The sequence below is a fragment of the Planotetraspora kaengkrachanensis genome (genome assembly GCF_016862895.1).
GTDB lineage: Bacteria > Actinomycetota > Actinomycetes > Streptosporangiales > Streptosporangiaceae > Planotetraspora > Planotetraspora kaengkrachanensis.
On record NZ_BONV01000005.1, the window covers coordinates 329172 to 346324 of the forward strand.

The window sequence follows — 17153 nt, forward strand, 5'->3', positions numbered from 1 at the left end:
GCGGGGGCGCCGCGCGGCTCAGCGCTCGGCGTCCCCGTCGTCCACGCCGGCGTCCGTGCCCGGCGAACGGTAGTCGTAGGGGGTGCTGAGAACGACCGTGGTGCGCGTGCTGACGTTGGCCGAAGCCCTGATCTGCTGCAGCAACTCCTCGAGCGCGAGCGGCGAGGCCACGCGGACCTTGAGGATGTAGCTCTCCTCGCCCGCCACGCTGTGGCACGCCTCGATGGCGTCGAGATGACTGAGCCGCTCCGGCGCGTCGTCCGGCGCGGCGGGGTCGTTCGGCTTGATCGATACGAACGCCGTCAGGGGAAGGCCGATCTCGTCGTAGTTCACCAGGGCCCGGTAGCCGTGGATCACTCCGCGCTTCTCCAGCCTGCGGACCCGCTGGTGCACGGCCGAGACCGACAGCCCGGTCTCCTTGGCCAGATCGGTGAAGCTCATCCGGCCGTCCGTCGCCAGCAGCGTCACGATTCGGCGATCGATCTCTTCCACCCCTGCAACGGTAGTGCCGCGGAAACCACGCCGTGTCCGTAAGTGGTCACGGCATGATTCCATCCCAACCCGTGGAATACGGATGAACAGGGATGAATACGGGTTGACGCTGACAGTGAACCCGGAAGCACCGCGAACCCGGCGGGATGCATGATTGCCGGGTGATGATGACGAACGTCGCCGATGTGAACGGGATCCGCCTCGCGTACGGCACGGCGGGCGACCACGGGGCGCCGCCGGTGGTGCTCCTACACGGGCGCGGGTTCGACCACACCGACTGGGAGGCCGTCGCCGGCGGCCTCGCCGGGGCGTGGCGGGTCCTCGCACCCGACCTGCGCGGCCACGGACGCAGCGAATGGCCGGGCTCCTACCGGCTGGAGGCGATGCGCGACGACGTCATCGGCCTGCTCGAGGGGCTGGGGACACCGGCGACCCTGATCGGCCACTCCCTGGGCGGCCTGGTCGCCTGCCTGGTCGCGCAGGAGCGCCCCGCGATGGTCGGCCGCCTGATCCTCGAGGACGTGCCCGCCCCGTGGCCCGCGGGCGTCCAGGTTCCCGAGCGACCCGAGGGGGCCCTGCCGTACGACTGGGAGATGGTGGAGCAGACCACCCGGCAGCGGCGCGATCCCGACCCGGCCTGGCTGGACGGCCTCGCCGCGATCACCGCGCCGACGCTGGCCCTGGCCGGAGGCCCGGCGAGCCACATCCCGCAAACCGACGTGACAGAGCTGGCCGCGCGGATCCCCGGCGCCAGGCTCGTCACCGTCGGCGGCGGGCACGAGATCCACGGCAACCGGCCAGAGGAGTTCCTCGCGGCCGTCACCGCCTTCCTGAGCAGCTGAGCCCCCTGGGCGCCCGATAGGCGCCCGAGGCGCCTCTCAGGCGTCGCCCCGGGCGACCGCCCGGCTGATCACCAGTCGCTGGATCTGGTTGGTCCCCTCGACGATCTGCAGGACCTTGGCCTCCCGCATGTGCCGCTCGACCGGGAAGTCCTCGACGTACCCGTAGCCGCCGAGCACCTGGACCGCGTCCGTGGTGACCTTCATGCACATGTCGGTGGCGTACAGCTTCGCCATCGCCGCCCGCGTGCCGTACGGACGGCCCGCGTCGCGCAGCCGCGCCGCCTCCAGGTACAGGGACCGCGCCGCGGCGATCGAGGTGGCCATGTCCGCCAGCATGAAGCCGAGGCCCTGGAAGTCCACCAGGCGGGAACCGAACTGGCGGCGTTCGCGCGCGTAGCCGGAGGCGGCGTCGAAGGCGGCCTGGGCCACGCCGACCGCGCACGCCGCGATGCCGAGCCGCCCGCCGTCCAGCGCGGCCAGGGCGATGCGGAACCCCTGCCCGGGCGAGCCGATCAGGGACTCCGGCGGGAGCCGCACGCCGTCGAACCGCACCTGGGCGGTCGGGGAGGACCGCATGCCCATCTTCCGCTCGGGGACGCCGTAGGACAGCCCGTCGAGACCCGCGGGGACGTGGAAGCAGGACACGCCCCTCGCGCCCTCCCCTGACGTCCGCGCCATCAGCGTGTAGAAGTCCGCCACTCCGCCGTGGGTGATCCACGCCTTGACCCCGTCGACCAGGTATCCGTCGGCGTCCTGCTCCGCGCGGGTGGTCAGCGCGGCAGCGTCCGACCCCGACTGGGGCTCCGACAGGCAGTAGGCCCCCAGCAGCTCCCCGCCGATCAGCGAGGGCATCAGCTCCGCCCGCTGCCCGGCGCCGCCGTACGCCGACACGGGGAAGCACGACAGCGTGTGCACGGAGACGCCCAGCCCCACGGCCAGCCAGGCTCCGGCCAGTTCCTCGATCACCTGGAGGTACACCTCGTACGGCTGGGCTCCCCCGCCGTACTCCTCGGCGTACGGCAGGCCGAGCAGTCCGGCCGACCCCAGCAGGGTGAACAGGTCACGAGGGAACCGGCCCGCCGCCTCATCGGCCGCAGCTCGCGGCGCGACCTCCTTGGCGGCCAGCTCACGAACGAGATCGAGCAGGTCGTGGGCCTCGGGCGTGGGCAGAATACGGTCGACGCTCATCGCAATGCTCTCCTACCCGGTGGGGTACGGCTGTCGCAGAACAGGTCGAAAACAAAGGGCGGCCGGGATCGCCGGCCGCCCTGATTGTTACACCTTGCCGCACCCGTTGGACAGACCTGTCATACGAGCATCACGCGGGAGAACTTCAGACGATCACGAGTTCCCTGGTCGTGTTGTTCAGCAGCCGCCCCTCCGTCTCGCCGCAGATGACGATGTCCTCGATCCGCGCCCCGTGGCGGCCGGGCAGGTAGATGCCCGGCTCGACGGAGAACGCGAATCCCGGCTCGATGAGCTCGGTGTTGCCGGAGACGATGTAGGGCTCCTCGTGGGTCTCCAGGCCGATCCCGTGGCCGGTCCGGTGGATGAAGCGGTCGCCGAAGCCGGCCTCCTCGATCACCTCGCGCGCGGCCGCGTCGACGGACTCGCACGTGACGCCCGGCCGCACATGGGCGCATGCCGCCTCCTGCGCGCGCTTGAGCACCGCGTAGTAGGCGACGAACTCGGCGGGCGCCTCGCCCACGCAGTAGACCCGGGTCGAGTCGGAGCAGTACCCGCTCGGCATCATTCCGCCGATGTCGACGACCACGGGCTCGCCCGCCTGGATGACCCGGTCGGACAGCTCGTGGTGGGGGCTCGCGCCGTTCGGCCCGGAGCCGACGATCACGAAGTCGACGCGCTCGTGACCCGCGGCGATGATGGCCTCCGCGATGTCCTTGCCGACCTCACGCTCGGTGCGGCCCGCCTTGAGGAAGCCCGGGACCAGATTGTGCACAGAGTCGATCGCCGCTCCCGCCTCGGCGAGCGCGGCCGCCTCCGCGGGGGACTTGCGCATGCGCAGCTCGCGCAGCACGCTCCCGGCCAGCCTCTGCTCGGCGCCGGGCATCGCGTCGCGGAACCTCAGCGACTGCATCGCCCACATCCGGTCCGCCAGTCCGACCGAGGAGACCGCGCCCAGCCGGGCGGCCACCTGGGCGTACGGATCATCGGTCTCGTCCCACGGGACGAACTCGATCCCGAGCCGCGCCGCGGGCGAGTGCTCGGCGGCCGCGAGCTCCAGGCGGGGGACCATGAGGAAGGGCTCCCCGGAGGCGGGAACGGCGAGGCAGGTCAGCCGCTCCAGCGGCATCGCCTCATATCCGGTCACGTAGCGCAGGTCGGGACCGGGCGTCAGCAGCAGCGCGCCGAGCCCGGAGCGCTCGGTGGCCTCGCGGACCTCGGCCAGGCGGGTCACGGGATACAGGTCAGTGGGCATCGTTGTCACGGGCCCAATCTAACGAGCCGGAGAGGGCCCCCGGGTCTCCCGGGTCGGCGGAGCGACAGGCCACCGCCTACAGCGGGCACCGGGTCCGCTCGGCCGGCGCGCTTCCGGCGCCCCATGGCTCTTCTCCTACCGCGTAGAAAAAAACCTCACCCGAGCGGTCGCACGTACTGCTACGCTCCGCGCTAGGACGCTTACTGTCCGCATCCAGAATGTCCCTAATTAGCACGTTAATCAGCACCGTGATCAGCACTTTTGATCAGAATTATTGATTAGCATTTTCGAGAGCGAGTCACATGGTCGGCGTAGCGGGCGGCCCACAGCCGCCCCTCCCTCCCGCGGACGGCCGCGACACCGGCGCCCTGCCCTGCGCCGCACTCGACAGCGCCATCGGCGACGTCATGAACGGCCTGGCGGACGGGAGGGCGGACGGGAGGATCGACGGCTTCGGCGACGCGCCCGAGCCGCCTCGTTCCCCGCGGCGGGCCGACCGTCCGGCCGTGCCCTCTTCCGTGCCCCCTTCCGTGCCCCCTTCCGTGCCCCCTTCCGTGCCGCCTCCCGCGGCGCCCTCTCCCGAGCAGCTCGCGCACGCCCAGCGGCTGGGCGGCATCGGCTGGAGCCAGTGGGACCTCGTCACGGGTGAGACCTCCTGGTCCGAGCACATGTACGCGATCTTCGGAAGGAACACGGCACAGGGCCCCGTCCGCCTCGACGACCTGCCCGCGCTGGCCGAGCCCGCCGACCGGCCGGCCCTCGCCGGCGTGGTCTCCCGGGTCGTCGACCGGGTCGACGACCCAGGCGCCGGGAGCGGCGAACCCGTCCACGCGGAGTTCCGCGTCCGGGGCGACGACGGCGTCCGGAACCTGCGGGTGGTCCTCGAACCCGCGGCCACGATGGTCCACGGCGTCATCCAGGACATCACCGCGCGGCGCGAGGCCGAGCGGATCGTGGCCGAGTCCCAGCGGCAGTTGCTCGAGGTGCGTGAGCTGGCCGAGGAGGAGCGCCACGTGACGCTGGCGCTGCGCGACGCGATCCTCCCCCAGCCCGGCGCGTCCATCTCCCTGCCCTACGCGCGGATCTCGGTGCGCTACGTCCCCGCCGAGAAGTCGGCGAGCCTCGGCGGCGACTGGTACGAGGCCGCCCCGCTGCCCGGCGGGCGGATGTTCCTCGCGGTGGGCGACGTCTCCGGCCACGGGCTGCCCGCCATGGCGGAGATGGCCCAGCTGCGGCACGCGCTGGTCGGGCTGACCATGACCACCGCCTCGCCCGATCTGCTGCTCGCGTGGCTCAACGCGCTCGTGCTGAACCGGCTCGACGACACCACGGCCACCGTGGTCTGCGGCTACTTCGACCCGCCGACCCGGCTGTTCACCTGGGCCCAGGCCGGCCACCTCGCCCCCATCCTCGTACGGCACGGCGTCGCCGAGCAGCTCACGCCGCCGCACGGAGTCGTCCTCGGGGCCGTCTCCGGCCAGCCGTACGGCGTGGCGGAGATCCGGCTGGAACCGGGCGACCTGCTGCTGATGTTCACCGACGGCCTGATCGAGCGGCGTTCGCGCGACATCAGCGAAGGGCTCGCCCTGACCCTCAAGGCGGCCGGGGCGATCGCCCGGCACGGCGACGGCCTCGACGCCGGCCTCGACGGCCTGATCGAGGAGATCGGCGGCCCCAACCCGGAGGACGACACGTGCCTCCTCGCCGTCGACGTCCTCGAGTAGATCGCGGGCGCGGGGCGTGACGGAGGCGTGACAATGGACGGGTGCTGATGCTTCTCGACACCCCGTCTCTCTACTTCCGCGCCTACTACGGCATCCCGGAGTCGATGACCGCGCCCGACGGCATGCCCGTCAACGCGGTCCGCGGGCTCATCGACATGATCGCCACTCTGGTCCGGCAACATTCGCCCACCGAGCTCGTCGCCTGCATGGACGCCGACTGGCGGCCGGCGTTCCGGGTGGCCGCAATCCCGACGTACAAGGCCCACCGGGTGGCCTCCGGCAACGAGGAGACCGTGCCGGACACCCTGGTGCCTCAGGTGCCGGTCATCGAGGACGTCCTCGACGCGCTCGGCATCGCCAGGATCGGCGTCCCCGGGTATGAGGCCGACGACGTCATCGGCACGCTTGCGACCAGGGCGTCCGGCGCGGTCGACATCGTCACCGGCGACCGCGACCTCTTCCAGCTCGTCGACGACGCGAAACCGTGCCGAGCCCTTTACACAGTAAGGGGCATTCGTAACCTTCAAATGGTCGATGAGGCTTTTGTCGCCGACAAGTACGGCATCCCGGGCCAGGCGTACGCCGATTTCGCCACGCTGCGCGGCGACCCCAGCGACGGCCTTCCCGGCGTTTCCGGGATCGGCGAGAAGACCGCCGCCGCCCTGATCACCCGCTTCGGCTCGCTCACGGCCCTGCTGACCGCGCTCGACGCCGGCGTGACCGACGGCTTCCCCGCGGGGGCGCGCACCAAGCTCGCGGCGGCCCGCGACTATCTGGCCGTCGCGCCGGGGGTGGTCGAGGTCGCCCGCGACGCGCCCGTCCCCGACGTCGACCTGACCTGCCCGGCCAAGCCGCGGGATCCCGAGCGCCTGGTCGCCCTCGCCGACCGGTACGGCCTCGACGGCCCCCTCAACCGGCTTCTGGCCACGCTCGCCGACCGGTGACGCCGGCCACTGCGCGCACGGGCCGCTCAGGAGTAGGTTGACCGCGTGCCGCACACGACCATCCGCCTCACCGGCGAGCAGGCGGGAAAGCCCGACGGCGCCGGCCTCGCGACCGGCCTGGCCCGCATCCGCCACGAGTTCGGCCTGCCCCAGGCCTTCCCGCCGGCCGTCCTGGACGAGGCGGACAAGGCAGCGCGGAGCCTGGCCGTCCCCGATGAGGACCGCACCGACCTGCCGTTCGTCACCATCGACCCACCGGGATCGATGGATCTCGACCAGGCCCTGTGCATCGAGAAGCGGCCGGGCGGCTACCGGGTGTGGTACGCCATCGCCGACGTCGCCGCATTCGTCCGCCCAGGTGGGGCGATGGACCTGGAGGCGAGGACCCGGGGCGAGACCGTGTACCTGCCCGACTCCCGTGTGCCGCTGCACCCCACGGTCCTGTCCGAGGGCGCGGCCAGCCTGTTGCCCGGCCAGGCCCGCCCCGCGGCGCTGTGGTGCGTCGATCTCGACTCCGACGGCGAACTGGTCGGCGTCGACCTGCGGCGCGCGATGGTGCGCAGCCGCGAGCGGCTCGACTATGCCACCGTGCAGGCGGCCGTCGACGCCGGCAGGGCGGAGGGCACCCTCAAGCTGCTCTCCGAGGTGGGCCCGCTGCGGCTCGCCCTCGAGCGGGAGCGAGGCGGAGTCAGCCTGCCGACCCCCGAGCAGGAGGTCGTCCACGACGGCGACGGCTACGCGCTCGAGTTCCGCGCCACCCTTCCCTGCGAGGCGTGGAACGCCCAGATCTCCCTGCTCACCGGCATGTCGGCGGCGCAGTTGATGCTCGACGCCGGAATCGGGGTGCTGCGCGTGCTGCCCCCGCCGGCGCCGCGGGACCTCGTGAAGGCCCGCCGTGTGGCGGCCGCGCTCGGCGTCCCCTGGCCCGAGGACGCGTCGTACGGAGACGTCGTCCACGATCTCGATCCCCAGGTCCCCGGCCACGCCGCGTTCCTCCGGGAGTCGACGATCCTGCTCCGGGGGGCCGCGTACGCCGCCTTCGACGGCTCTCCGCCCCCGGTCACCGGGCACTCCGCCGTGGCCGCGCCGTACGCGCACGTGACGGCGCCGCTGCGCCGCCTCGTCGACCGCTACGCCACCGAGGTGTGCGTGGCCGTCGCGGCGGGCGAACCGGTGCCCGAGCAGGTCAGGGAGGCCCTGTCCGTGCTGCCCGAGCAGATGGCCGTCGCGGGCAGGCGCGCGGGCGCGGTCGAGCGGGCATGCGTCGACCTGGTCGAGGCGACCGTGCTGAGCCGCCGCCTCGGACAGTCGTTCGACGCCGTCGTCATCGACGTCGACGAGGGCAGGCCGGGCGGGCAGGTGCAGGTGACCGACCCCGCCGTCGTCGCCCGCTGCGACGGTGAACAGCTGCCCCTCGGCGAGCGGGTCCGGGTACGGCTCACGCGAGCCGACCCGGCCACCCGCGAGGTCAGGTTCGCCCTCGCCTGAGTCCCGCCTCGAGCCCCGTCACTAGCACCGTCACTAGCACCGTCACTAGCACCGTCACTAGCACCTTCACGAGCACCGTCTCGGCACCCGGCACGGTCACGAGCACCGTCACGACACCGAGGAGTACGCGACCACGCCGCGGCGCATGGCGTCGATCGCCTTCACCGCGTTCGCGCGGACCTTGCTCCCCTTCGGCGCGGCGTCCTTGAGCTGCGCGAGCAGGTCGAGCAGCTGCTTGATCCAGCGGACGAAGTCGCCGGCGGCCATGTCACCGTCGGTCAGCACCGCGTCGAGGGAGTGACCCCGGGCCCAGCGGAACGCCGACCAGGCGAAGCCGAGGTCGGGCTCCCTGATGAAGGACAACCCGTGGTCCTGCTCGATGCCCTCGAGCTCGCCCCACAGCCGGATCATCGCGGCCAGCGCCTCCTTGGCCGACCCCGCGGGGATCTTCGGACTGCGGGCGTCGTCGGACTGCCGCGACTCGTAGACCAGCGACGACACGCAGGCGGCGAGTTCGGCCGGGTCGAGACCCTCCCAGACTCCGGAACGCAGGCACTCCGCGGTGAGCAGGTCGAGCTCGGTGTAGAGCTTGGCGAGGCGCCTGCCCTCCTCGGTGACGCTCTCGTCTTCGAGGTATCCGAGCTGGTCGAGCACACCGCACACCTTGTCGAAGGTGCGGGCGATCACGTGCGAGCGGCCCTCGACCCGGCGCCTGAGCGCTTCGGTCTCCCGGTACAGCTTGTGGTAGCGCTCCCCCCAGCGCGCGTGATCCTCCCGCTCGTCACAGCCGTGGCACGGATGCCGGCGCAGTTCGACCCGCAGGCGGCTGATCTCCTCGTCCTCGGTCGTGTGGTCGCGCGCCCTGGCGGGCTTGCCCAGGTCGCGATCACCGAGCTTGGCGTGCATCGTGGAGACCAGGTTCGCCCGCTCCTTGGGCGACCGGGCGTTGAAGTTCTTCGGGATCCGGATCGTGTCGACGGGCTCGACCGGCACGGGGAAGTCCGCGGGCGATAACTTCTTCACCTGCTTGCCGATGGTCAGCACCAGCGGCGACGGCCCCTCGCCGCGCATGCTCGTCCCCGGGTCCAGGACGACGGCGAGGCCCGCCCGCCGTCCTCCGGGCACGCGGATGACGTCACCGGGCTTGAGCGCCTCCAGCGACTGCACGGCCTGCGCCCTCCTGGCCGCGCCGCGCTGGCGGGACAGCTCCGCCTCCCGGTCGGAGAGGCGGCGGCGCAGCCCCGCGTACTCCTGGAAGTCGCCGAGATGGCAGGTCATCGCCTCGGCGTAGCCTTCGAGCGCCTGCTCCGCCTTGCGGAGCTGCCGGGCCAGCCCGACGACCGCCCGGTCGGCCTGGAACTGGGCGAAGGAGTCCTCGAGCAGGGTCCGCGCACGCTCCCGGCCGACCTGCCCGACCAGGTTGACCGCCATGTTGTACGACGGCTGGAAGCTCGACCGCAGCGGGTAGGTGCGGGTGCTGGCGAGCCCGGCCACGCTCAGCGGGTCCATGCCCGGCTGCCACAGGACGACGGCGTGACCCTCGACGTCGATGCCCCGCCGGCCGGCCCGCCCGGTGAGCTGGGTGTACTCGCCCGGGGTCAGGTCGGCGTGCGTCTCGCCGTTCCACTTGTCGAGCTTCTCGATCACGACCGACCTGGCCGGCATGTTGATGCCCAGCGCCAGGGTCTCGGTCGCGAACACGGCCTTGACCAGCCCCTTGGTGAACAGCTCCTCCACGACCTCCTTGAACGCGGGGAGCATGCCGGCGTGGTGGGCCGCGAGGCCGCGTTCGAGGCAGTCGCGCCACTCCAGGTAACCCAGGACGGCCAGGTCCTCGTCGGGCAGGTGCGCGGTCCGCTCGTCGACGATCTGGCGGATCTCGTGCCGCTCGGTGTCCGAGGTCAGCCGGAGTCCCGCGGTGAGGCACTGCATGACCGCGGCGTCGCAGCCGGCCCGGGAGAAGATGAACGTGATCGCCGGCAGCAGGCCTTCGGCGTCGAGCTTCTCGATCACGTCCGACCTGCTGGAGCCGTTGCCCCGTCCCGGCCTGGTGTACCCGCGCTTGCCCCGCATCTGCGCGAGCCGCATCTCGTCACGGGAGATCCGCATGACCGTCGGGTTGATCCGCAGGGTGTCGTCGCCCTCGTTGACGAACAGGTCGTACAGCCGGCTGCCCACCATCAGGTGCTGCCACAGCGGCACGGGCCGGACCTCGTCGACGATCACCGTGGTGTCGCCCCTGACCTCGCCGAGCCACTCGCCGAACTCCTCGGCGTTGCTGACGGTCGCGGACAGGGCGGCCACCCGGACCGACTCGGGCAGGTGGATGATCACCTCTTCCCAGACGGCGCCGCGGAACCGGTCGGCGAGGTAGTGCACCTCGTCCATCACGACATAACCGAGGCCCGCCAGCGTGGGCGAGCCCGCGTAGAGCATGTTGCGCAGGACCTCGGTGGTCATGACCACGATCGGCGCCTCGCCGTTGACGCTGTTGTCACCGGTGAGCAGGCCGACCTTGGTCGCGCCGTACCGCCTGACGAGGTCGTTGAACTTCTGGTTCGACAGAGCCTTGATCGGCGTCGTGTAGAAGCACTTGCGGCCCTGCTCCAAGGCCAGGTGGACGGCGAACTCGCCGACGACGGTCTTGCCCGACCCCGTGGGGGCCGCCACCAGGACTCCGTCTCCCGCTTCGAGCGCCTGGCAGGCGTCGAGCTGGAACTCGTCCAGGTCGAAGTCGTACAGTCCGCGGAACGAGGCGAGAGCAGGCCCCTGTTCGGTCTGCTCCTGGCGGAATGCGGCGTAGCGTTCCGCTGGCGTGCTCATACTCTCTCCTCGACTAGCGGCTCGTTCGAGCTTTCCGGGACTGTCCTTCTCCGTCGTCTCGTTCGGTCCGCTCATCCATGGGTCAACCCTACCGATATGGGGATTCCGGACCGCCCGTCACCACGCGCCGTAATCGTCGAATCCGTCCGCCGGCGGATCGAATCGCGGCGGACGGACATCGTCGGCCCGCTCCGGCACCGGCGAGATCGTGGGTGCTCTCCCCTCGCAACGTGTACCACAGGGGCGCCAGAGGTCCGGCGGCAAGCCGCGCCCGCAGGTCGTAGGGCCCGGGGGCCGGTTCACGTGACACCGCAGCCGGCGCCCGCCGACTGCGGCGCCGGGGGCCGAACACGCGAATGACCCGCGAGTTCTCGCACTCCCTCAGGCCGCCGCTCACCCGATGATCATACCAAGTCGATATTTGGTTCGAATGCGGCCGGGACGAGGACACGGAGGGCGCCGGGCACGACGGTGCACGACACCGGGGCGGCGCCCACCCGCTCTCCGTCGGCGTAGGCCACCACGTCGGGCGCCTCCAGCGTCACGCTCCTGGCGCGCCTGACGGTCACAGCGGGATGGCTGAGGTGGCTGCCCCGGTAAACGCGGGGAAACGTACGGAGGAACTCCCCCCGGGACATCGCACCGAGGGTCAGCACGTCGAGCAGGCCGTCGTCGGGGCGGGCGTCGGGGCACACCCGCATGCCCGCACCGTACGAGGAGGTGTTGGCCACGGCGACCAGCACGGCCTCCTGTTCGACGGCCTCGCCGTCCAGCGTGATCCTGAAGGGGATCGGCGCCCAGGAGCGCAGTTCGCGCATGAGCGCGACCACGTATTTGGCCATGCCGGGCGGGCTGGTCATCTCGTTGGCCCGTTCGTTGACGCGGGAGTCGAACCCGCAGGCCATGACGCCGGCGAACCACTCACCCCCGCCGGTGCCACCGCCGTCGCTGTCATCGTCGCCTTGGCCTTCGCCCATGCCTTTGGCGGCGCCCAGCCTGGCCGCGTCGATCACCCGATGGCGGCCGGCGGTCACGACGTCGGCGGCGGCCATCGGATCGCGGCGGGCGATCCCCAGGGCGCCGGCGATGTCGTTGCCCGTGCCCGCAGGGATGATGCCGAGGGGCACGTCGGTTCCCGCGACCGCCTGCAGGGCCAGGTGGACCAGCCCGTCACCCCCGAAGGCGACGAGCGCCTGCGGGCCGTCCGCGACGATGGCGCGGGCACGCTCGAGGGAGTCCTCCGGCGACGTGCCGACGATCACCGACACGGGACGCCCGCCCGCCCGCAACCGCTGGACGACGGGGTCCAGCAGTCGCATCGTGCGGCCGCCCCGGGCGGCGGGGTTCACCAGGACGACGATCTCTCCGGACATGTCCGGAACCTATTCCAGGAACGCGGCGCGCAACAGTCCCCGCTGCCGTTCTGTGACAGCCTCCGCGCGCCGGATTCCCGGGGGCTACTCCCTGGTGTCGACCGAATCCACAGAGTCCGAGGGCGTCGACGGGCCGTCGAGTTCCTCTTCGAGTGCCCGCAACCGCTCCGCTTCGGCCGCGTCCTTCTTCTTGTCGTGGAAGTACATGAAGATCTCCGCGACGAAGAACAGCACCACCATGGGCGCCGAGAGGGCCAGCATGGTGAACGGGTCCTGGCTGGGCGTCGCCACCGCGGCGAAGACGAACAGCAGGAAGATGATCATCCGCTGGTGCTTGGACACCAGCGAGTACCTCAGCACGCCGATGACGTTGAGGAACACCATGAGCAGCGGCATCAGGAACGAGACGCCGAAGACGACGAGCATCAGGATGAGGAACCCGAGGTAGTCGTCCACGTTGATGAGCGGGATCGCGTTGCTGGGCACGAAGCTGAACAGGAGGGCGAGCCCTCGGTCCATCGTGAGATAGGCCAGCGCGGCACCGGCGGCGAACAGCGGAACCGCCAGGCCGAGGAAGCCCAGCGAGTAACGCCGCTCGTTCTGGTAGAGCCCGGGCGTGACGAAGGCCCAGATCTGGTAGAGCCAGATCGGCGCGCTCACGACCGCGCCGAAGATCATCGCGACCTTGAGGTTGATGAAGAAACCGTCCAGGACGCCGTTGACCACAAGAGTGCAGCTTTCACCGCTGGTGATCTTGTAGGCCGCCGGCAGCCGGCAGAACGGCCCGGTCATGAACCGCCAGATCGGGTCGAAGAAGACGAACCCGACCGCCGTGCCCGCGATCACAGCCAAGAGTATCTTGACTACCCGGTTACGCAGCTCACGGACATGGTCCATGAGCGACATCCGGCCGTCGTCGTCGGTAGGAGCCTTCGGGCTCGACCGCTTCAGCAGCGCCATGTCAGTGATCCTGCTCCGGGGGTGGGGGCCAAGGGCAGGCCCTGACGATCAGCTGGACCTCTGGTCGTTCTGCGGCTGCGCGACGGGCGCGCCGTTCACCGTGGGCTCAGAAGTGGCCTTGAGCCGGCGGTTCTCCTCCTCCAGGAGGCGCAGACGATCCTCGACCGACGGGGCGGCCGCGGTGACCTGCTGCGGGGGCACGGGCTCGGCCTTGACGACCACCGGCTCGCCGTCCTCCCGCATGCTGGTCGTCTCCTTCTTGAACAGCCGCAGCGACTGCCCAAGAGCCCTCGCCGTGTCCGGCAGCTTCTTGGCGCCGAACAGCAAGATCAGAACCACACCGATAATGATCAGCTCAGGCGCACCGAGTCCAGCCATCATGTTTCCTTAAGCGCAGGGGTCGTTCCTCAAGACCGATCGTACGCGCTACTGGCGGCAGTGTTACCCGCGCCCGGCCTCGATTGTGCCGATGGCCATGTGGAATTCACCGAGGACGATCGGACGAGGACGCCAGACGCTGCCGGCTGCGGTCGATTTCCCGGGTCAGCCCACGTGCGGCGACGAGGACCCGAACGGACAGGAATCCCAGCACGACGAGCCCCGCCACCCCGAGGCCCACCGCCGCGAAGATCCAGAACATGCCCGCCATGCTAACCGGCCTTCCCCTCCCGCGGGCGCACCGCCTCCAGACCGTGACCCCCGCGGGTGAGGCCAAGTTGTGACGTGGGCGGCCGGGCGGGGTGGGGCTGCGTGAGGCGGCGTCAGGCTGCGTCAGGCCACGGAGTCGTAATTGGCGAGCGCCAGTTTGGCCGTCTCCCTGACGCGGTCGGCCAGCGACACCGGCGAGGAGACCCGCCCGCTGTCGCCCAGCCGCAGCGCGAGCCGTACGAGCCAGGACTGGTCGCGCGCACGGAGCGAGACCCGCAGGCGGCCCTCTCCGAGCTCGACGACCTCCTCGCAGGGGTAGTACTCGGCGACCCAGCGGCCCGCGGCGGTGAGCTCGAGCTCGACCAGCTCATCGCTGTCGGAGGGGCGGAAGACGCCCGCGGTGACGTCCATCGGCTCGGCCTCCGCCGGCGGATCGGCGGCCACCTCGAGGACCTCCACGTCGAGGATCCTGTCGAGCCGGAACATCCGCATGGCCTCGGCCCGGTAGCACCAGCCCTCGAGGTAGTGGCGGCCGTCGACCATGACGATCCGCAGCGGGTCGACCTCACGGGGAGTGATCTCGTCGCGCCCCGGCACGTAGTAGCGCAGGGACAGCCGCCTGCCCCTGCGGATCGCGTCGGCGATCACCGAGTGCGCCCCGGGGGCGGCGCCGACCTCGACCTGAACCTGGCTGCTGACCGTGGCCGCGCCGTCGCCGGCCGCCTGCTCCAGCTTCGCGATCACACGGGCCAGCACGTCGCGGCCTTCGAACTCGGGCAGTTCGTCGAGCATGCGCAGCGCGACGAGCAGGGCGCTCGCCTCGTCCACGCCCAGTTTCAGCGGCCGGGCGATCGTGTCGGCGTTCTCGATCGTGATCTCGCCGCCGTCCCACGACACGTCGATCAGGTCGCCAGGGGTGTGTCCCGGCAGGCCGCACATCCACACGAGCTGGAGATCGTCGATGAGCTGCTTCTCGGACAGGCCGAACAGCCGCGCCACCTCCGGCACCTCCGCACCCGGATGCGACATCAGGTACGGCACGAGCGCGAGCAGCCTCGGCAGCCGGTCGGAACTCATCGAACGCTCACCTCTCGCAGTTCGGGTCGCCGGCCGTCTGGAAAGCGCCCTTCAGACGGCGGATCACGGCCTCCCGGGCGTCGGGAGGATCGATGACCTCGGCGTCAGGGCCGAGGCTGGCGATCCACCCGGCCAGCCGTTCGGGATCGGCGAAAGTGACCTCCGCCTCGTCCCACTCGCCCTGCCCCGTACGCACCGCCCGGGCCGCGTGCCGGAGACCCGCGCACGTGCCCTGCCGCACCTTGATCAGGGCGATCCTCTCGTTGGGCGCCTCCTGGAAGCCGACCATGGAGCGCAGATCCACGCCCTCGGGGACGGTGACGGCACCCGGCCGTCCCACGGGCGACACCGGACCGGTGATCCGGCTCAGCCGGAACACCCGGGGGGCGTTCCGATCACGGTCGTGGCCGACGGCGTACCAACGGCCGCCCCGGCTCACCACCCCCCAGGGCTCGACGACCCGGGTGAGGACGGACTCGCTGCCCGCCGACCGGTAGGCGAAGGTGACCGCCCGGCGGTCCCGTACGGCCTCCCAGAGCGCGGGGAAGGCGGGGTCGCGGGTGTCCACCCTGACCTCGAGCGGGCTGTCGGCCAGGTCGGCGGGGGCTCCCGCCGCCTGGAGCTTGATCAGCGCGCCGCTGGCCGCCTCCGCGAGACTGGCCCGCTGCCACACCTGGGCCGCGAGGCCGATGACAGCGGCCTCGTCCGGCTCGAGGGTGATCTCGGGAAGCTCGTAGGCCTGCCGTACGATCCGGTAGCCGGGATCGTCCTCCCACGGGTCCCGGTGGACCTCGATGGGGATGCCGATCTCACGCAACTCGGTCTTGTCCCGCTCGAACATCCGCTGGAAGGCCTCGTCGTTCTCCGGGTCGTACCCGGGGACGGCGTGCCGGATCTGCTCGGCGCTCAGCGGCCGCCGCGTCGCGAGCAGGCAGATCACCAGATTGAGCAGCCGCTCGGTCTTCCGCCGCGACATCGGGCCTCCCCTCCAGTCGAGAACGCTACCCTTTTCGGCGTGATCAGATGGCGCAAGGGCGAGGTGACCAGGATCCGGCGCGAATGGCCGGGAGCCATGGAGCTGGACGTCACCCTCGACGAGGGAGAGTGCCGGGCACTCGCCTACCCCTCGCTGGTGGGACGCCCGGAGCCCGGAGACGCCGTGCTTCTCAACACGACCGCGCTGGCCATGGGCCTCGGTACGGGAGGTTACGCCATGGTGGTGGCCGTTCCCGACCGTTTGCCGGAAGATCCCTCCGGTCCCGGCCACCTGGTCAAGGCCCGCTACACCCCGCTGCAGGCCACCGTGCTCGGCGCGGACGAGCAGGACTCTCCGTACCACGAGGTCCTGAAGGACGCGGACTCGCTCGACGGCATGCCCGTCGTGATCGCCGACCTGCACTCGGCCCTGCCCGCGATCCTCTGCGGGTTCTACGCCGCCGCCGGACGGGACGCACGGGTGGCCTACGTCATGCTCGACGGCGGGGCGCTGCCCTCCTGGTTCTCCATGTCGTGTGCCGAGCTGCGGTCGCGCGACTGGCTGTGCGGCGTCGTGACGGTCGGGCAGGCGTTCGGCGGCGACGTCGAGGCGGTCACACTTCACACGGGGTTGCTCGCGGCCAGGCACGTGCTGAACGCCGACGTCGCGATCGTCACCCAGGGGCCCGGCAATCTGGGCACCGGGACCCGGTGGGGGTTCTCCGGCGTCTCCGCGGGCGAGGCCGTGAACGCGGCCGCCGTCCTGGCGGGCCGGCCCGTGGCCGCGCTCCGCGTCAGCGAAGGCGACAAACGGGAACGGCACATCGGGGTGTCCCATCACTCGCTCACGGCCTACGGCCGGGTCGCCTTGGCCCCCGCCCAGGTCGTCGTGCCGGAACTGCCCGATTCCTTCGGCGCGACGGTGCGCGAGCAGGCGGCCGCCCTCGCGGTACGGCACGAGCTCGTGAACGTGCCGGTCGACGGTCTCCATGAAGCTCTCCGTGACTCTCCCGTACGCCTGTCCACCATGGGCCGCAGCTTGGAAGAGGATCTCGCCTACTTCCTGACCTCCGCCGCCGCAGGAAGGCACGCCGCAGCGCTGCTGAAGGCCTAGCTGACCTAGCCTCCACGCGGTTCCTAGCCGGCACCGCACACGCCCTTGCAGGCAAGGTGCACGCCCTGGCCGGCACCGCGCACGTCCCGGCTGGCACGGCTCACGCCGCGGCCACCACCACGCGGGCAGGCTCCGCCGTGTTCGCAGGAGTTCATCCTGAGTGACCACTCCCCCGCCGATCATGTTCGCGTGGGGTGGTTGATGGGCCCTCCGGCGTTCCGGGCGGTGTTCCGGTCAGTGTTCCGGCTGGTGC

General features: G+C 71.2%; 15 protein-coding genes. 5 read left to right on the forward strand and 10 right to left on the reverse strand.

What is annotated here, in order from left to right:
* Positions 1-18 precede the first annotated feature (18 nt).
* Positions 19-492, reverse strand: a complete 474-nt coding sequence (locus tag Pka01_RS09810) for an Lrp/AsnC family transcriptional regulator (protein ID WP_203882314.1) — start codon at positions 490-492, stop codon at positions 19-21.
* 164 nt (positions 493-656) lie between these two features.
* Here Pka01_RS09810 and Pka01_RS09815 point away from each other — a divergent pair, with 164 nt between their 5' ends.
* Entirely contained in the window at positions 657-1334 is a 678-nt protein-coding gene (locus Pka01_RS09815; protein ID WP_239114868.1) for an alpha/beta fold hydrolase, read from the forward strand.
* Between the two features lie 36 nt (positions 1335-1370).
* On the opposite strand, the gene Pka01_RS09820 is transcribed toward Pka01_RS09815, so the two are convergent.
* Entirely contained in the window at positions 1371-2522 is a 1152-nt protein-coding gene (locus Pka01_RS09820) for an acyl-CoA dehydrogenase family protein (protein ID WP_203882316.1), read from the reverse strand.
* Positions 2523-2667: 145 nt separating this feature from the next.
* The gene (locus Pka01_RS09825; RefSeq protein WP_203882350.1) at positions 2668-3774 is read right to left on the reverse strand and encodes a M24 family metallopeptidase; all 1107 of its coding nucleotides are present in this window, start codon (positions 3772-3774) and stop codon (positions 2668-2670) included.
* 302 nt (positions 3775-4076) lie between these two features.
* On the opposite strand from Pka01_RS09825, the gene Pka01_RS09830 reads away from it, so the two are divergent.
* Genes Pka01_RS09830 through Pka01_RS09840 form a run of 3 tightly spaced genes read left to right on the forward strand, consistent with a single transcriptional unit; the run spans position 4077 to position 7930 of the window.
* On the forward strand, positions 4077-5498 hold the full coding sequence (locus Pka01_RS09830; protein WP_239114860.1) for a PP2C family protein-serine/threonine phosphatase: 1422 nt from the start codon (positions 4077-4079) through the stop codon (positions 5496-5498).
* Positions 5499-5545: 47 nt separating this feature from the next.
* Positions 5546-6442 carry a 5'-3' exonuclease gene (locus Pka01_RS09835; RefSeq protein WP_203882352.1) on the forward strand — a complete coding sequence of 299 codons (897 nt, stop codon included), beginning with the start codon at positions 5546-5548 and terminating at the stop codon, positions 6440-6442.
* 45 nt (positions 6443-6487) lie between these two features.
* Complete coding sequence (locus Pka01_RS09840; RefSeq protein ID WP_203882317.1) at positions 6488-7930, forward strand: RNB domain-containing ribonuclease; 1443 nt, start codon at positions 6488-6490, stop codon at positions 7928-7930.
* Between the two features lie 108 nt (positions 7931-8038).
* Here the strand turns inward: Pka01_RS09840 and Pka01_RS09845 are convergent, their stop codons facing one another.
* From Pka01_RS09845 to Pka01_RS09875, 7 genes are all read right to left on the reverse strand, one after another.
* Positions 8039-10753 carry a DEAD/DEAH box helicase gene (locus tag Pka01_RS09845; protein WP_203882318.1) on the reverse strand — a complete coding sequence of 905 codons (2715 nt, stop codon included), beginning with the start codon at positions 10751-10753 and terminating at the stop codon, positions 8039-8041.
* Positions 10754-11157: 404 nt separating this feature from the next.
* The gene (locus Pka01_RS09850; protein ID WP_203882319.1) at positions 11158-12126 is read right to left on the reverse strand and encodes a diacylglycerol/lipid kinase family protein; all 969 of its coding nucleotides are present in this window, start codon (positions 12124-12126) and stop codon (positions 11158-11160) included.
* 84 nt (positions 12127-12210) lie between these two features.
* Positions 12211-13086: a twin-arginine translocase subunit TatC gene (gene tatC, locus Pka01_RS09855; RefSeq protein WP_203882320.1), complete on the reverse strand. Its 876-nt coding sequence runs from the start codon at positions 13084-13086 to the stop codon at positions 12211-12213.
* Positions 13087-13134: 48 nt separating this feature from the next.
* The gene (gene tatA / locus Pka01_RS09860; RefSeq protein ID WP_308442225.1) at positions 13135-13467 is read right to left on the reverse strand and encodes a Sec-independent protein translocase subunit TatA; all 333 of its coding nucleotides are present in this window, start codon (positions 13465-13467) and stop codon (positions 13135-13137) included.
* Between the two features lie 103 nt (positions 13468-13570).
* Positions 13571-13726 carry a hypothetical protein gene (locus Pka01_RS09865; protein WP_203882322.1) on the reverse strand — a complete coding sequence of 52 codons (156 nt, stop codon included), beginning with the start codon at positions 13724-13726 and terminating at the stop codon, positions 13571-13573.
* 131 nt (positions 13727-13857) lie between these two features.
* On the reverse strand, positions 13858-14811 hold the full coding sequence (locus Pka01_RS09870; RefSeq protein WP_203882323.1) for a helix-turn-helix transcriptional regulator: 954 nt from the start codon (positions 14809-14811) through the stop codon (positions 13858-13860).
* A 7-nt stretch (positions 14812-14818) separates the two neighbouring features.
* Positions 14819-15787 carry a helix-turn-helix transcriptional regulator gene (locus Pka01_RS09875; RefSeq protein ID WP_203882324.1) on the reverse strand — a complete coding sequence of 323 codons (969 nt, stop codon included), beginning with the start codon at positions 15785-15787 and terminating at the stop codon, positions 14819-14821.
* Between the two features lie 39 nt (positions 15788-15826).
* Between Pka01_RS09875 and Pka01_RS09880 the strand changes: the two genes are divergently transcribed.
* Positions 15827-16900, forward strand: a complete 1074-nt coding sequence (locus tag Pka01_RS09880) for a DUF3866 family protein (RefSeq protein ID WP_203882325.1) — start codon at positions 15827-15829, stop codon at positions 16898-16900.
* The last annotated feature ends 253 nt before the right edge of the window (positions 16901-17153 follow it).

Excerpts from the sequence above, each read along its gene's own strand:
- Pka01_RS09815 (WP_239114868.1), top strand. The coding sequence starts at position 657 with ATGATGACGAACGTCGCCGATGTGAACGGGATCCGCCTCGCGTACGGC.
- Pka01_RS09820 (WP_203882316.1), bottom strand. The coding sequence starts at position 2,522 with ATGAGCGTCGACCGTATTCTGCCCACGCCCGAGGCCCACGACCTGCTC.
- Pka01_RS09825 (WP_203882350.1), bottom strand. The coding sequence starts at position 3,774 with ATGCCCACTGACCTGTATCCCGTGACCCGCCTGGCCGAGGTCCGCGAG.
- Pka01_RS09830 (WP_239114860.1), top strand. The coding sequence starts at position 4,077 with ATGGTCGGCGTAGCGGGCGGCCCACAGCCGCCCCTCCCTCCCGCGGAC.
- Pka01_RS09835 (WP_203882352.1), top strand. The coding sequence starts at position 5,546 with ATGCTTCTCGACACCCCGTCTCTCTACTTCCGCGCCTACTACGGCATC.
- Pka01_RS09845 (WP_203882318.1), bottom strand. The coding sequence starts at position 10,753 with ATGAGCACGCCAGCGGAACGCTACGCCGCATTCCGCCAGGAGCAGACC.
- Pka01_RS09850 (WP_203882319.1), bottom strand. The coding sequence starts at position 12,126 with ATGTCCGGAGAGATCGTCGTCCTGGTGAACCCCGCCGCCCGGGGCGGC.
- tatC (WP_203882320.1), bottom strand. The coding sequence starts at position 13,086 with ATGGCGCTGCTGAAGCGGTCGAGCCCGAAGGCTCCTACCGACGACGAC.
- tatA (WP_308442225.1), bottom strand. The coding sequence starts at position 13,467 with ATGATGGCTGGACTCGGTGCGCCTGAGCTGATCATTATCGGTGTGGTT.
- Pka01_RS09865 (WP_203882322.1), bottom strand. The coding sequence starts at position 13,726 with ATGTTCTGGATCTTCGCGGCGGTGGGCCTCGGGGTGGCGGGGCTCGTC.
- Pka01_RS09870 (WP_203882323.1), bottom strand. The coding sequence starts at position 14,811 with ATGAGTTCCGACCGGCTGCCGAGGCTGCTCGCGCTCGTGCCGTACCTG.
- Pka01_RS09875 (WP_203882324.1), bottom strand. The coding sequence starts at position 15,787 with ATGTCGCGGCGGAAGACCGAGCGGCTGCTCAATCTGGTGATCTGCCTG.